A 14,674-nucleotide genomic window follows, 5' to 3' on the forward strand; every position below is an offset into this window, starting at 1 on the left:
CTCCTTCGATCCATGCAAGTCTGACCGCGCAGTGCGGCGCGCTGCCGCACCACCATTGTGCGCCTCGCCTTGATTTATAGGTAGATGTCTGTTTGAGCGGGAGGGAAGCGGATATGCCCGTGAGGCGGCATTCCGAGCCGCATGCCGAATGGCATTCCGAACGGCACTCCGGACCGCGGCCGGAGCCCGTGGTCGGGCGCGGCGAACTGCTGGCCCGGGGGCGCGAGCAGCTGGCGCGCGGCGGGAGCGTGCTGTTGCCGGGGCCGGCCGGGATCGGCAAGTCCACCGTGCTGCGGGCGCTGGCCGCGGAGGTGTCGGGCGGCGGGCGGCTGGTGCTGCGCTGCTCCCCCGCCGAGTCGGAGCGCCGGCTGCCCTATCTGGCCCTGATCGATGTGCTCGGGCCGGTCGCGGACGAGGTCGCGGGCGCGCTGCCCGACTGGCAGCGGTCCGCCCTGGACGAGGCGCTCACCGGGCGGCGCGGCCCCGCCGACCCCGCCGAACAGCACGACGGGCACGGCGGGCACGACGGGCTGACGCTGCGCCTGGCGGTGCTCTCGGTGCTGCGGGCGCTGGCCGAGCGGGCGCCCGTACTGCTGGTGGTGGACGACCTCCAGTGGATGGACCCGCCCAGCCGCGAGCTGTTGGCGTTCGCGGCCCGCCGAGTGGGCGGGCTGCCGGTGGGGATGGTCGCGGCGGTGCGGACGGACCCGGTCCTGGCACCGTCCGGCGGTGAAGCGGAAGGGAACAGCCCGGCCTACTTTCTACGCGCGTTGCCCCCGCCCGCGCTCGTCCTGACGGTGCCCCCGCTGTCGTATCCGCAGGTCGCCACGGTGCTGAGGGCGCGAAGACCGGCGAAACTCCCCGGTTCCGTGCTGCGCGAGATCCACCGCACCAGCGGCGGCAACCCCTGCTTCGCCCTCGAACTCGCCCGCGCGCTCGCCGAGTCGGGCAGCGCGCCGCGCCCCTGCGAGCCGCTGCCGGTCCCGGCCGCCCTGCGCGACCTGGTCCTCGACCGGCTGCGCGCCCTGCCCGCGCCGGGCCGCCGGACGCTGCTGATCGCGAGCGCCGCCGAACGCCCCACTCTGGCGCTGCTGCGCGCGGCGGGCCGCGCCGAGGCCGAGGCGGAGCTCGCCGAGGCGGCCGCGCTGGGTTCGGTGGACCGGGAGCACGACCCGCACGCCGCGGTCCGCTTCACGCATCCGCTCCTCCCCGCCGCCCTGTACGCCGAGGCGGCGCCCGGCGACCGGCGCGCGGCGCACGCCGCCCTCGCCGAAGCCACCGCCGACCCGGTCGAACGGGCCCGCCATCTGGCCCTGGCCACCGCGGACCGGGACGAGCACATCGCCGCGACCCTGGCCCGCGCCGCCGCCCTCGCGCGCGAGCGCGGGGCGCCCTCGGCCGCCGCGCGCCTGGGCCTGCTCGCCGCCGACCGCACCCCCGCCGAGGCGGTGCGCACCGCCTTCGCCCGGCGGCTGGACGCGGCCGAGGACGCCCTGGTCGCGGGCGAGCCGGAGCTCGCCCGCGACACCGCCCAGGAGGTGCTGGCCAAGGCGGTGCGCCCGGCCGACCGAATACGGGCGTGGCTCACCGTCATCGACTCGGCCGGGCAGGCCATGGCGGACCTGGACGACGCCTTCCCGCAGGCCCTCGCCGACGCCGGAGCCGACCCCCGGCTGCTCGCCCCACTGCGCCTCCGGCTGTCGCGGCGCGCCCTGCTGGTCCTCGGCTCGCTGCCGCGGGCCCGCCGGGAGGCCGCCGAGGCCGCGCGGCTCGCGGCCCTGGCGGGCGACCGCCGCACCGAACTGCTCGCGCTGTCCTGCCAGGCGCGCGCCGAGGCCCTGATGGGCCACCAGGACGCCGAACACACCCTGGCCCGGGCGCTCGCCGAGCCCCAAGGCCCCCAGGACCAGCAGCTGGCCTGCGCCCCGGACGGGCCTGGCCATACGCGCTTTCGCATGCTGCTGGCGGACGACCGGCTGGAGGAGGCGCGGGCGGCGGGCGCGGCGCTGGTCCGGCTCGCGGAGCGGCGCGGCGCGGTGCCGAGCCGGATCCTGTCTCTGCGCGGGCTCGCCGAGACCGAGCTGCGGGCGGGCCGCTGCGCGCCCGCCCTGGATCTCGCGCACCGCTCCCTGCGGCTGGCCCGGGACGCCGGGGTCGGCGAGGGGCCCGCGCTGCGGCTCGCGGCGCTGGCCGAGGCGTCGGGCGGCGGCGTGGCGCGCGCCCTGTCCCTGGCGCGGGAGGCGGTGCACCGCGCCCAGGAGGACGGGGACCTGCTCCATCTGGCCCGGAACCTGTCCGTGCTCGGCCACGCCCGGCTGGTGGGCGGCGACCCCGAGGGGGCCGTCCTCGCGCTGCGCCGGGCACGGGAGATGGAGCGCGCGCAGGGCGTGGCCGACCCGGCGCGCGGCCGCCGGCAGGGTGACCTGGCCGAGGCCCTGGTGCGTATCGGCGGGCTCGACGAGGCGCGCGAGGTCGTCGAGTCCACGCGCGCCCCGGCGATCCGGCTGGGCCGGGTCGGCGCCCTGGCCGTGCTCCAGCGGGCCGAGGCCCAACTGACGGCCGCGCGCGGCGACCTGGACGCCGCGGCGGCCGCGCTGCGGGCGGCGGCGGCCCGCCTCCGCGCGCTCGGACACCGGATCGAGGAGGGGCGGGCAGAGCTGGCGCTGAGCCAGGTGGAGCTGCGCCGGGGCGACATCCCGGCCGCGCGCACCGCGCTCGACGCGGCGGCACATGTCTTCCGACGCGCCCGGGCCCGCACCTGGCTGGAGCGGGTGTCGGCGGAACTGGCCGCGGTGGAGCCGGAGTACGGCGCATACGTGCGGACGGCGGCGCCGGGGAGCGGCCCCGGCGCCGGGCCGCCCCCGGCCGCGCCGCCCCCGGCCGCGCCGCCCCCGGCCGCGCTGCCGCCGAGCGCGCTGCCGTCCAGCGGGCTGTTGGACGCGCTGGCCGAGATGGAGCGACGGGTGGCCGCGCTGGTCCTGGAGGGCGCGACCAACAGGGAGATCGCGGCCCGCCTGTTCATCAGCGTCAAGACCGTGGAGGCGACGCTCACCAGGGTCTACCGGAAATTGGGGATCCGATCGCGCGTCGACATCGTCAGACTCGCGACGCGCTGGACGGGGTGAAGTGGGATTCAACTCGGGTTTAACGCGGGGAACATGGGGTTTTCCCTATGCCACAGGTCAAGGGCCAACCCTCATTGGGTGTGTGGCGCAACGGCTTCTAGCGTGAAGCGGCCGTCGGCGATCAGGAGGTCGCCGGCCTGGTGCGCTCCGCTTCCTGTTCCCCCCACTTTCAAGAAGCCACGAGGAGAAGCATGTTCTTCAAGCTCCCCCGCCGCGCCACCCTCACCGCCGCCGCCGTCGCCGCAGCGGCGTCCCTCGCCACCGTGCTGACCGGCACCGCCGCCCAGGCCGCCCCGCAGCCCATCGTCGGCGGCACGACGACCACGTCGACCGCGTACCCGTACGTCATGCAGATCACGGACTCCTCGCAGAACCAGTTCTGCGGCGGCACCCTGGTGTCCCCGACCAAGGTGGTCACCGCCGCCCACTGCATGGTCGGCGAGACCACCAGCAGCGTCCGCGTGGTCGGCGGCCGCACCTACCGCAACGGCACCAACGGCACCGTCGCGAGAGTCAGCAAGATCTGGATCCACCCCACGTACACCAGCGTCACCAAGGGCGACGACGTGGCCGTGCTGACCCTGTCGACCTCCATGCCGTACACCGCGCTGCCCTACGTGTCCTCGTCCGACACCAGCCTGTACGCGGCCGGCAGCACCGCCCGCATCCTCGGCTGGGGCACCACCAGTTCGGGCGGCTCCTCCTCCAACCAGCTGCGCACGGCCACCGTGCCCACCGTCTCCGACTCCAGCTGTAGCGGGTCGTACGGCAGCCGCTACATAGCCTCCGACATGGTCTGCGCCGGATACACGCAGGGCGGCGTGGACACCTGCCAGGGCGACAGCGGCGGCCCGCTGGTCATCGGCGGCAAGCTGGCGGGCATCACCTCCTGGGGCGACGGCTGCGCGGCGGCGGGCGCCCCGGGCGTCTACACCCGGCTGACCACCTTCTCCTCGCTGGTCGCCACCCAGATCAACTCGTAGCTCCGAAGGTCCGGTTTCGGCCGGGGCCCGCGGCCCCGCCGGACAGCGCTCCGACGCCCGTAGGGGAGGTCCCTGATCTCCCCTGCGGGCGTCCGCCGTGGGCGCCGGGCCCGGTCAGGCCGGGAAGACCTCGTCGTGCTTCACGTACCAGGCGCGGTCGAGGTCGGTCACATTGACGGTGGTCCCCACGGTCAGCCCCGGGACGGGCGCCAGATGGGCGCGCGCCACCTCCAGCACCGCCTGGGACAGCTCGCGCTTGGTCTCGGCGTCCCGGCCGGACAGGATCGCCACCTCGATGTGGATCATGGCGTGGTGCGGGGCGCCGTCCGCGATGACGGCGTCCTCCAGCCGGCGGAACCGGGTCTTGCAGCCGGCCACCTGGGTGTCGATGGTCTTGGCGACGACCGGGTGCAGGGCGAGGCCGAAGGCGCGGCGGTCGAAGGCCTCGGTCAGGGTGTCGGAGTACTCGACGACGATGTGCGGCATGGGGAATGCGCTCCTTACGGGGTGGCGGCGGGCTGCGCTCGCGAGGACCTGTTGCCCGGGCATCGTCGCACCCGGCCACCGCGGCGCGCGCCGCGGGCCGGTCGTCTGCTTCAATAGGGGAATGGCCAGCCTCCATGACGCCGCGACGGGTCCCCTCGACCTCGAGCCGTTCTGGCCGTCCCGGCAGGCGCACCACTTCGACCGCGAGTGTTGCCGCGTATCGCATGCGCGGGCCCGCTCGCTCGGCCGCTGACGCCACCCGACCGCTCAGCCGCCCTGCTCCCGGGTGATCTCCCGGCGGCACAGCCCGCGCGCACGACGTCCACCGACGCCCCTTGAGCGCGAAAGAGCCGATTCCCATGACAAACGTCCGTAGTCTGTCCGCTTCCGCCACCTCCGCCGCCTCCGGCTCGGCCACCCCGGCCGCCGCGTCCGGCCGCCACCCCCATCCCCACCGGCAGCGGCTGCGAGCCGTCGCGCCCGACGAGGTGCCGCCGGTCGCCGAGCTGCTGCACTCCGGCGCCACCTGGCTGCCCGCTCCCCCGCACACACTGCCCGCGCTCCCCGGGCAGCCGCCGATGGTCGGCTATCTCGTGCTCGTCCCGGCCGCCGACACCGCGACGGCGGCGGCGGGCCGGCCCGAGCGGAACGAGGCGGTCACGGGCGACGAGCTGGTACGGATCGACCCCGAGCAGCGCACCGCGCAGGTGGCCGGGCGGCCGCTCGACCTGACGTATCTGGAGTTCGAGCTGCTGGCCCACCTCGTGGCGCATCCGCACCGGGTGCACACCCGCGACCAGCTGGTGACCACGGTGTGGGGCTACGGCCACGTCGGCGACGGCCGGACGGTGGACGTCCATGTCGCCCGGCTGCGGCGGAAGATGGGCGCCGAGCACCGGGGCACGATCGTGACGGTCCGCCGGGTCGGCTACAAGTACGTGCCGACCACCTGAGTCGCCCCGTACGACAGCGCGACGCCCGCCGCGCCGGGTCAGGCGACATACGGCCTGATCCGGCGCGGCGGGCTGGTGTTCGCGGTGAGATCAGCGGCCGATGGACACCGGCGGCTGGTGGCTCGGGGCCGCGGGCGACAGCGGCTCCTGGTCGTGCCCGCCGTGGTTGAGGGTCGGCAGCCAGGCGAGGGCTCGCGGCAGGTACCAGTTGCGCTCTCCGAGCAGCGCCATCACCGAGGGCAGCAGCACCATCCGGACGAGCGTGGCGTCCACCAGCACCGCGACCGCGAGGCCGACGCCCATCTGCTGCATGTCCTGCATCTGGAGCAGGGCGAAGACCCCGAACACCGCGACCATGATGGCGGCCGCCCCGGTGATCGAGCCCGCCGTGGACCGGATGCCGTCGCGGATCGCCTCCCGGGTGGGCAGGCCCCGCTCGTGTGCCTCACGGATCCGGGAGACCACGAAGACGTGGTAGTCCATCGAAAGACCGAAGAGGATCACCAGGACGAACAGCGGCATCCAGCCCTCGATCGCCCCGGCCGGCTCCATGCCCAGCGTCTCCGCGCCCCAGCCGTGCTGGAAGACGGCGGTCATCGTGCCGTACGCGGCGCCGACCGACAGCAGGTTGAGCAGGATCGACACGATGGCGATCGGCAGCGACCGGAAGCAGACCAGCATCAGCAGGAAGGTCACGGCGGCGATGAAGAGGAACACCGGTGCGATGTCGCTGTTCAGCTGGTCGTTGAAGTCGATGCTCGAGGCCAGCTCGCCGCTCACGTACGCCTTCTCGGAGACCGGACCGAGGACCTGCGGGACGATGTCGTCCTTCAGGGTGCGCAGGGCGTGCTTGGAGGTGGCGTTGGAGCCGTTCCCGGCCAGCGGCACCTCGATGCGCGCCACGCCCTCGTCCTTGTGCAGCTCGACCTCGACGTTCTTGCCGAACTCGCCCGAGGCGGCGAGCTTCTTCCTCAGATCGGTGACCGCGCCCTGGAACCGCGACGAGGACAGGTCGTCGGCCCGTACGACCACCTCGGCCGGGGCAGGGCCGCCGGGGAAGGACTCGGTGATCTCCGTGAAGGCCACGGTCAGCTTGGAGTCCTTGCCGAACTGCTTCTCCATGCCGAGCTGTTCGGTCTTCATCCCCAGGGCGGGGGCGCACAGGGCCAGCAGCAGCGCGCCCGCGAGGACGGCGAACAGGCCCGGCTTGGCCAGCACCGGCTTCATCAGCCGGCCGGAGATGCCACCGCTGGCGTGCACGCCCTTCCTGCGGCGCCGGTTCAGCAGCGGCACCCGCCCGGCGTCGATCCGGTCGCCGAGCCAGGACAGCATCGCGGGCAGCACCGTCACCGAGCCGAGCATCGAGGTGAAGACGACCAGGATGGTGGCGACCGCGAAGCCCTTGAAGAGCAGCAGCCCCGACAGGAACATGCCCGCCATCGCCATCATGACCGTGATGCCGGAGACCAGCACGGCCCGTCCGCTGGTCGCCGCGGCGATGCGCAGCGCGGTCTCGGCGTCCCGGCCCGCGGCCCGCTCGTCACGCTCGCGCCGCAGGTAGAACAGGCAGTAGTCGACGCCGACGGCCAGGCCCACCAGGAACATCACGGAGTTGGTGCTGGAGTACAGCGGCAGCTCGTGGCTGGCCAGCGCGAGCAGGCCGAAGGTGCCGACGCAGGCGGTCAGCGCGAGGAAGACCGGCAGCAGCGCGGCGACCAGGGCGCCGAAGACCACCAGCAGGATGCCCAGCGCCAGAGGAACGGCAGTGAGCTCCGCGGTCTTCATGTCGCCGGAGAGAATGCCGTCCAGGCTGTGCGCGAAGCTGGCGTCACCGAACTCGTAGAGCGTGACGCCCTCATGGGCCGCCCCGGTCTGCTTCACCGCGTCGAGCACCGGCTTCACCCGGTCCCCCGCGGTGTCCGCGTCGCCCTTCATCTCAAAGCTGATCAGCCCCTCCCGGCCGCTCTCGGAGCGCACCGGCCGCTGGATCCGCTCGGCCTCGCCGGTCTTCTCCAGCCGCGCCACGAGGTCGCCCGCCGCATCCCGCCAGCCGTCCGGCTCGGCGCTGCGCACCATCACCATCTCGCCGGCGGGGGCCTTGAGCCCGGCGTCCTCCAGGATCTTCTCGGCGCGCGCCGAGTCACCGCTGCCGTTCTGGGAATTGGTCATCTCGTTGATGCCGGACATCCCGCCGACGACCGCGACGACCACGACGAACAGCAGCCATCCGATGATCGCGGTCTTGCGGTGTCGGGTGCTCCACCCGCCGAGTCGTACGGCGAGCCCCCGCCTCGTTGCACTCATGGCGTCTCCCCCCGGGAGGTGTGAGTCCTGAACGGAACCGACAGGACTGAACGGACTGAACGGACTGTTGCGGTCACGTCATCGACACTAGAAACGGGCGGGCTCGCGCCCCAGCCGCACAAGCCCCCAGTCGGGGGAGGCAAAAGGAGAGTGCCGGGGGTGGTGCTAGGTCTACCTCGGGACGGGGGCAGGACCGAGTGACGGGCCGTGCCCGGTCCGCCAGACTTGAGCGGTGGAGGCGAAGCGTTCAAGGGGGTGTCCGATGAGGGTGCGCAGGGGGCTGGTGGCCACTGCTCGGGGGCTGGGGCTCGCGATCGCCTCGCTGGCCGGGTCGATCACACTGTTCACGCTGGCGGTGGTGTCCCTGGTCTTCATCCCGCTGGGTATCGGGGTGATCGCCACCCCGCTCGTGCTCGCCCTGGTCCGCGCGCACGCCAATCAGAGACGGCTCCTGGCCGCCCGCTGGTGCGGCGTCGAGATCCCCCTGCCGTACCGCGCCCTGCCCCCCGTGTCGCGCCCCGGGGTGGTGGGCGTGGTGGACCGCTGCACCAGGCTGCTGAAGGACCCGGCGACCTGGCGGGATCTGCTGTGGCTGTTCGTCGACCTGACCGCGGGGGCCGTCCTGGCGCTGCTGGCCTTCGGCCTGATTCCGTTCGGGGTGGAGGGCTGGACCCTGGCGCTGGGCACCTGGCGGCCGATCGTGCACGGGGCGGGTGGCTATTGGTACGGGTTCATCCCGGTCACCTCCCAGTCCACCGCGAATTACGCCGCTCTGCTGGGCTCCGGGGTCATGGTCCTGGGCGTCTTCGCCTCCCCCGTCCTGCTGCGTGCGCATTTCCTGCTCGGGCGGGCTCTGCTCGCGCCCACGCCGCGGATGACGCTCGCCGAGCGGGTCCAGCGCCTCACCGAGACCCGGCACGACGCGGTGGACACCTCCGCCGCCGAGCTGCGCCGCATCGAGCGCGATCTGCACGACGGCGCGCAGGCCCGCCTGGTCGCCATGGGCATGAGCCTGGGCACCGTCGAGGCGCTCATGGAGAAGGACCCGGCGAAGGCCAGGGAGTTGCTCTCGGCGGCCCGCGCCAGCTCCGCCGAAGCGCTGGCCGAGCTGCGCGACCTGGTCCGCGGCATCCACCCGCCGGTGCTGGCCGAGCGGGGCCTGGGGGATGCCGTGCAGGCCCTGGCGCTGCGGATGCCGCTGGCCGTCGAGGTGGAGGTGGACCTCCCGGGCCGGCCGGGCGAGCCGGTCGAGTCGGCGGCGTACTTCTCGGTCAGCGAGCTGCTGACGAACGCGGCCAAGCACTCCGGCGCCGAGCGGGTGTGGGTCGACATCCACCACGACGACCCCACCGGCACCCTGCGCATCGCGGTGACCGACGACGGGAAGGGCGGCGCGTCCGCCTCGGAGGGCTCCGGGCTGAGCGGGGTGCAGCGGCGGCTGGGCGCCTTCGACGGGGTGATGGCGATCAGCAGCCCGGTCGGCGGGCCGACGATGGTGACCATCGAGATACCGTGCGAGCTGTCCGCCCCGCGCCCCACGGCCTGACACCACCGCCCGGGGTCGCCGGTCCTCCCGGAAACCCGAAGGAAAACCCGAAGGCGGGGCCGAGTCCTGGGGTGTTAGCGTGCGACAGTCGGCCGCGGGACTCCGGCGCGACTTCCGGAACCCGCCTGTTAAGCGATGATTCGCAGCTCGTGCCCCCATTCCCCGGCCGACCCCTTCATGCCATCACCGCCGTGCCGCCAGGGGAGCCCCTCGATGGAGAACCAGGCCGACCTCGTGGCGGCCGAGGACCTGCTGCTGTTCGTGAACGCGGCGATCACCTCGACCGGACAGCGCGAATTCCGGTCCCAGGCGGACGAGCAGCGGATGTCGCTGGCCTTCCTGCACGCGTATGTGCTCGGCAACTACCGCGAGCTGTACGCGGCGACGCTCGCGCTGGACATCAACCACCACAACGCGGCGCTGATCGTGCGCAGGCTGCTGGAGACCGCCTCCGAGGCGACACCCGAGCAGCGGCGCACCGAGGGGCGGCTGATCGCCGGGCGGCTGGCCGTGCTTCCGCCGCAGCGGGTGTACCGGCTCTTCCGCGAGGTGCGCCGGGCCGGGGTCAACAACCGCCGCACCCGGGCCATCATGCGGGACTGGCTGGCGGCCCGGCCCGATCCGGCGCTCGACGCGGTCAAGTACCGCTCCGGGGTCAAGGCGGTCGCCCGCCATGCCCATCTGCGGCTCGACCGCGAGCTGGGCCCCTTCCTCTTCGCGCCCCACACCCGGCGCACCGGCTTCACCACCCCCCTGTTCGAGTCCTGGCGCCGCGCCCACTACACCCAGAGCGCGCTGTACGAGCTGCCGTACACGGTCGCCGAAGGGTTCGCGGCGCGGCACGGCATCGACCGCGGCGCCTTCCTGGAGCGGATCGCCCCGCGGCTGACCCGGCTGGAGCGGCTGCGGCTCCAGGAGTCGGCCCGTGCGCACCGGGCGGACGCGGTGGCCGCCGACCTCGCCGCCATGCCCCTGACCCGGCTGGCGAGCTATGTCCTGGCCCTCCCCCTGGACGACCGGGTCCGCCGCCGCGAGGAGCTGACCGCCGCGCTGCGGGCGGCCGCGCTGCGCACCGCGGGCCCGCGCGCGGGCAGCTGGGGCAGGGTGGCCGCCGTGCTGGACGACAGCTTCTCGGCCTTCGGCTCGGCGCAGAAGCGGCGCCGGCCGCTGGCGGTGGCGCTGGGCTGCCACTTCCTGCTGGAGGCGCTGGCGGGCGAACTGATCCCGCTGTGGCTGTCCGGCCGCACCGACGCGCTGCTGACGTACCCGATGGGGCCGACGCCGCTGGGCACCCGCGTCCTGGACGCGCTGGAGCACCGCCCGGACCGGCTGGTCATCGTCTCCGACGGCTGGGACAACGCCCCGCCCGGCCTGGCCGGCGAGGTGCTGCGAATATGGCGCACCCGCCTGGACCCCCGGGGCCGCACCAGCGTCGTCCACCTCAACCCGGTGTACGACGCGGAGGACTTCGACGTACGGCGGCTGGCGCGGGAGGTGCCGACCGTCGGGGTGCGGGACGCGGAGGACGTCCCGGCCCTGGTGGAGCTCGCCCAGTTCGCGGAGGGCCGCAGCCGGGCGGCCGAGCTGTGGGCGCATGTGGACACCCGCGTGCGGCGGTTTCTGGAGGTGGAGCGGTGAAGCCGGTGAAGCAGGACACGACGGGCGTGGCGCTCACGGGCCTGACCGCGCTGCCCTCCCAGGTGTGGGGCGCCATCCGGCTGGTGCCGCTGGTGCGCGAGGAGCCGATCACCGATCTGCGCCTGGACGACCGGCTCTACGGCGACGACTTCGCGGCCGTCGAGCTGGACCGGCGCACCGCGTACTGCTCCTACATCCCGCACGGCTTCGTCGCCAACTGGACCGACGACGGCACCCCCGCGGCCTCCTACGGCACCCAGCTGCGGCGGGACCCGCGCGGGCCGCGCCCGCCATGCGTCCCGCTCCGCTTCCACCGCCGGATGGCCCGCCGCGTCGACAAGAACCGGGTGCGCTTCCTGCCCCTGCACCTGGCCCTGGAGGGCTATCTGGCGCTGCACTTCGGCGGCCCCGAGGTGGCCTGGGAGGAGTGGTCGCACCGGGCGGTCGCCCGAGGACTGTCCCCGCGCGTCGAGCAGGCGTATGTCGGGGCCGAGGTGGAGGGGTTGCGCGACGCGCTGCGGGTCTTCGAGATCCACCCCGGCCAGTGCGGGGTCATGGTGTACGCGGCCGACGCCCTGGCCTCGGCCTTCGTGGTGCCGCACCCCGACGACTACCGCGCCCTGCACCCCTCGCTGGTCCTGGACCTCTTCGGGGAGCTGATCCACCACTACACCACGCTGCACGCGCCGGTCCCGGAGTTCCGGGCCCGGATCCGCGACAGCGCGGTGGGCTCGCTCGCCGATCTGCGGGCGGAGGCGGCCCGGCACCGGCGCGAGTGGGCCGAGTTCCACGACGGCACCATGGCGGGCGGGCTGCTCGACGAGTCGTACACCCTGCGGCGCGTCCGCACGATGGGGCCGTTCGCCCTGTCCCGCTTTCTGCCGCCCTTCCGCCGGAACACCGAGCAGCACATCGGCGAGACCATCACCCACGAGGACGGGCGCCTGGCCTACCTCAAGACCTTCCGGCTGTCGGAGGCGCAGGTCCGCCGCGGCCATCTGCTCACCCTCCTCGCCGCCCACGACTGGCGCCTGGAGGCGACGGCCGACGCCCAGGGCGTGACCCTCGACCAGCTGGCCTCCCGCATCGAGCACGCGGGCTTCGGCGCGCTGCTGCGCCAGGACATACGCGACCACTACCGCGCGGCGGCCCGCGCCCGCTAGGGACGCCCGGCGTTTCCTTCCCCTACCCGCCCCTTCCCACAACTGGGGCTCCGCCCCAGGCCCCGGGGCAAGCGCGCAGCCCCTGCCACGTGGCGGAGCCGCACATCGATGCCGCGGGAAGGGGCGGGGCAGGAGCACCCGGCGGCCGTCAGAACCCCGGGCGGCCGAGGGCCTGGAGGGCCTCGCGGCGGGCGCTGTCGTGGCGTTCCTGGCCGGAGCCGACGAGCGTCCTGGTGAGGCCGCTGTCGGCGGCCTCGCCGTGTTCCTTACTCCAGCCCACCACGAGGGCGTCCACCTGCCGCTGCCCGACGTCGAACGCCTTCATGTTGTCCTGCGCCGCCGACGCGCTGGCCTGGGCGACGTGGTCCTTGCCCCACTCGTACATGCCCGCGTAGAGGATGGACTGGGCCGCGTCGCCGAGGATCGGCACCGCGGCGGGCGTGGAGGGCACGAAGTTGAGCGCGAATCCGGGGATGATGAAGGCGGCCGTCCGGACGTCCGAGGCCCACTGCACCGCTTTGTCCCTCTTGTCGAAGAGGATGTCGGAGCTGACCCCGTCGTAGAAGCCGAAGGTGGAGGAGGCCGCGTTGATGGCGGCGGTGCGGTCGTTCGGGTGCTTGAAGTCGGTTCCGGCCAGCGTCTGCGCCGCGTACTGCCGCTCCGCGGCGTACATCCCGGCGTAGGCCGCGGGGTCCTCGGACACCCCGCGCATGATGCGCGACAGCTCCTCGGGGGACACCGCCATGCGCACCGTGCCGCCGTCGTTCCACACCCCGTCGCCGTCCGCGTTGACCTTGTAGTTCTCGTTGGTGCGGGACAGGATCTCGTGGGTGTCGGACGTGTAGTCCATGAGCATGTGGCCCAGGCTCGACCGCAGGTTGGCGGGCATCTCGTCGCCGTGCCAGTCCTTGTTGAGGAGCTTGATGGTGTCGTGCATGACCCGGGCCTCGCCCTCGGTGTGCCCGCCCAGCGGATGCTCGGTGCCCGGCACGGCGCCCGTGGCGGCCGCCTCCAGCGCGGCCCCCAGGCCCAGCCGGTTCCCCGGGGCGTCCTGGCTGAGCGAGCCGTAGCCGGTGGCGGTCTCCCAGGAGGGCCAGTCACGGTCCTGGAGCAGATACTTCAGACGCCCGTTCTGGCCGTCCGCCCCGGGGTCGAGGAAGGACGTCGCCACGTCGGGCTGCTTGCCCATGATGCCGAGCAGGGTGTCGAGCGGGTCGCCCGTGAAGTCCCGGTGGCCCGCGTTCAGCTGCTTCCACCGGCCGGTCCCGAAGTCGTCCTTCTGCTCCACGGCGATGATGTCGTCGCCGACGTCGGTCAGGAACTGCTTCCCATAGTTCTTGCCGTGCGTCATCAGATCGACGAACGACTGATATCCGGTGAGCGGGTTCAGTTCCTTGTCGAAGTTCTCGTCGCCGACCTTGCGCAGGCCCTCGCGCCACTTCGTGTAGAAGGGGTCGGAGGGCGTCCTGGTGGCCGTGGCGATCGAGGTCGCCACGCCTTCCTGGAGAGCGGTGAATTCCGTCTTGTCCTCGCCCTTGCCGAGGCTGTGGAATTTGTTGTTGAGCTGAATGACGCCCTTGGGGCCCAGCCCGTCCAGGAAGGTCTGGCTGAACGCCTTGTCGTGCTCGTTGTCGCGGAACAGCCGCTGGAACTCGGCCAGTTCCTTGCCGCTGAGCCGGTCGCCGGAGTTGAGCCTGGTCGCGAGGTCCTGGGCCGCCTTGGCCTCGACCTTCTCGATGTCGCCTTCCGCCTCGCCGTTGAACCCGTTGACCGCGCCGTCAAAGGGGTTCGTGTCCCGCACGGCCTCCTTCAGCGCGAGCTTCACGCCCTGGTCGGCGTCGTCGACCGCCTTGACCGCCGCCGCGATGTGCTCGGTCCACGACTGCTCGGTCCGGTGCAGATCCGGGTCGTGCCGCGCGGCATTGGCCTCCGACTCGCCGGCCTTGGAGAAGTCGTAACGCGCGATACCGGCGTCCGAGACCATCATTCCGGCCTTCACCGCCTCCGCGACCGCGGATTTCACCTTTCCGCGCAGCTCCACGAACTGCCGGTGGGCGTCCGTCAGCAGCGAGGCAATGGCCTTGGCCTCCGTCTGCGCGGCGGTGAACTGCTTGTCCGTGATGTCCATGCTGTCAACGGCGACGAGGTTTGCATCGCCGGTCCAGCTGCCGTCCTCGCCTACCGACTTGACTCGCTCCTGGTAGACCTTCTGGACATCCGAGAATTTCTTCGCGGCCTCTTTCCATTGCTCGGCTGCGTTCTCCAGGTACGACAGGTCGGCTGTCATGACCTGGTGGTACGTGAGCACGGTCTCCCCCATGGCAAGGCTTCAGGCGGTTGCGGTACGTCGGGTCGAATCGCGACAGTACCCCTGGCCTGGGGAAACAAGGCCTGTTCAGGGCCCGGTTCATCATGTCGAAAGAAATACTTCACAAGAAACGGCGGGCGCCCCGTCCGGTCACATCCGGAGAGGGGC

The 14,674-nt window shown here is 73.0% G+C and carries 10 protein-coding genes; 7 read left to right on the top strand and 3 right to left on the bottom strand.

Features of this window, described 5'->3' with window-relative positions:
• Positions 1-113: 113 nt before the first annotated feature.
• Complete coding sequence (locus tag ACZ4WQ_RS02300; protein ID WP_398370041.1) at positions 114-3,125, top strand: helix-turn-helix transcriptional regulator; 3,012 nt, start codon at positions 114-116, stop codon at positions 3,123-3,125.
• A 191-nt stretch (positions 3,126-3,316) separates the two neighbouring features.
• Positions 3,317-4,108 carry a S1 family peptidase gene (locus tag ACZ4WQ_RS02305; RefSeq protein ID WP_311730012.1) on the top strand — a complete coding sequence of 264 codons (792 nt, stop codon included), beginning with the start codon at positions 3,317-3,319 and terminating at the stop codon, positions 4,106-4,108.
• 114 nt (positions 4,109-4,222) lie between these two features.
• Here ACZ4WQ_RS02305 and ACZ4WQ_RS02310 read toward each other — a convergent pair whose 3' ends face one another.
• Positions 4,223-4,594 (bottom strand): 5-carboxymethyl-2-hydroxymuconate Delta-isomerase, encoded by a 372-nt coding sequence (locus ACZ4WQ_RS02310; RefSeq protein WP_311730013.1) that lies wholly within the window; start codon positions 4,592-4,594, stop codon positions 4,223-4,225.
• A gap of 121 nt (positions 4,595-4,715) precedes the next feature.
• Here ACZ4WQ_RS02310 and ACZ4WQ_RS02315 point away from each other — a divergent pair, with 121 nt between their 5' ends.
• Positions 4,716-4,847: a hypothetical protein gene (locus tag ACZ4WQ_RS02315; RefSeq protein ID WP_311730014.1), complete on the top strand. Its 132-nt coding sequence runs from the start codon at positions 4,716-4,718 to the stop codon at positions 4,845-4,847.
• A gap of 106 nt (positions 4,848-4,953) precedes the next feature.
• Complete coding sequence (locus ACZ4WQ_RS02320) at positions 4,954-5,547, top strand: winged helix-turn-helix domain-containing protein (RefSeq protein ID WP_398370038.1); 594 nt, start codon at positions 4,954-4,956, stop codon at positions 5,545-5,547.
• Positions 5,548-5,637: 90 nt separating this feature from the next.
• Here the strand turns inward: ACZ4WQ_RS02320 and ACZ4WQ_RS02325 are convergent, their stop codons facing one another.
• On the bottom strand, positions 5,638-7,851 hold the full coding sequence (locus ACZ4WQ_RS02325; RefSeq protein WP_398370036.1) for an MMPL family transporter: 2,214 nt from the start codon (positions 7,849-7,851) through the stop codon (positions 5,638-5,640).
• 262 nt (positions 7,852-8,113) lie between these two features.
• Between ACZ4WQ_RS02325 and ACZ4WQ_RS02330 the strand changes: the two genes are divergently transcribed.
• The 3 genes from ACZ4WQ_RS02330 to ACZ4WQ_RS02340 all read left to right on the top strand — a co-directional run bounded on the left by ACZ4WQ_RS02330 (position 8,114) and on the right by ACZ4WQ_RS02340 (position 12,198).
• Positions 8,114-9,397 carry a sensor histidine kinase gene (locus ACZ4WQ_RS02330; protein WP_385347186.1) on the top strand — a complete coding sequence of 428 codons (1,284 nt, stop codon included), beginning with the start codon at positions 8,114-8,116 and terminating at the stop codon, positions 9,395-9,397.
• 213 nt (positions 9,398-9,610) lie between these two features.
• Positions 9,611-11,035 (top strand): hypothetical protein, encoded by a 1,425-nt coding sequence (locus tag ACZ4WQ_RS02335; RefSeq protein ID WP_468021922.1) that lies wholly within the window; start codon positions 9,611-9,613, stop codon positions 11,033-11,035.
• A 5-nt stretch (positions 11,036-11,040) separates the two neighbouring features.
• Complete coding sequence (locus ACZ4WQ_RS02340; RefSeq protein WP_311730092.1) at positions 11,041-12,198, top strand: ARPP-2 domain-containing protein; 1,158 nt, start codon at positions 11,041-11,043, stop codon at positions 12,196-12,198.
• A 148-nt stretch (positions 12,199-12,346) separates the two neighbouring features.
• Here the strand turns inward: ACZ4WQ_RS02340 and ACZ4WQ_RS02345 are convergent, their stop codons facing one another.
• On the bottom strand, positions 12,347-14,485 hold the full coding sequence (locus ACZ4WQ_RS02345) for a DUF6571 family protein (RefSeq protein ID WP_468021923.1): 2,139 nt from the start codon (positions 14,483-14,485) through the stop codon (positions 12,347-12,349).
• Positions 14,486-14,674: the final 189 nt, after the last annotated feature.

This window comes from Streptomyces sp. NPDC028305 (assembly GCF_055569495.1).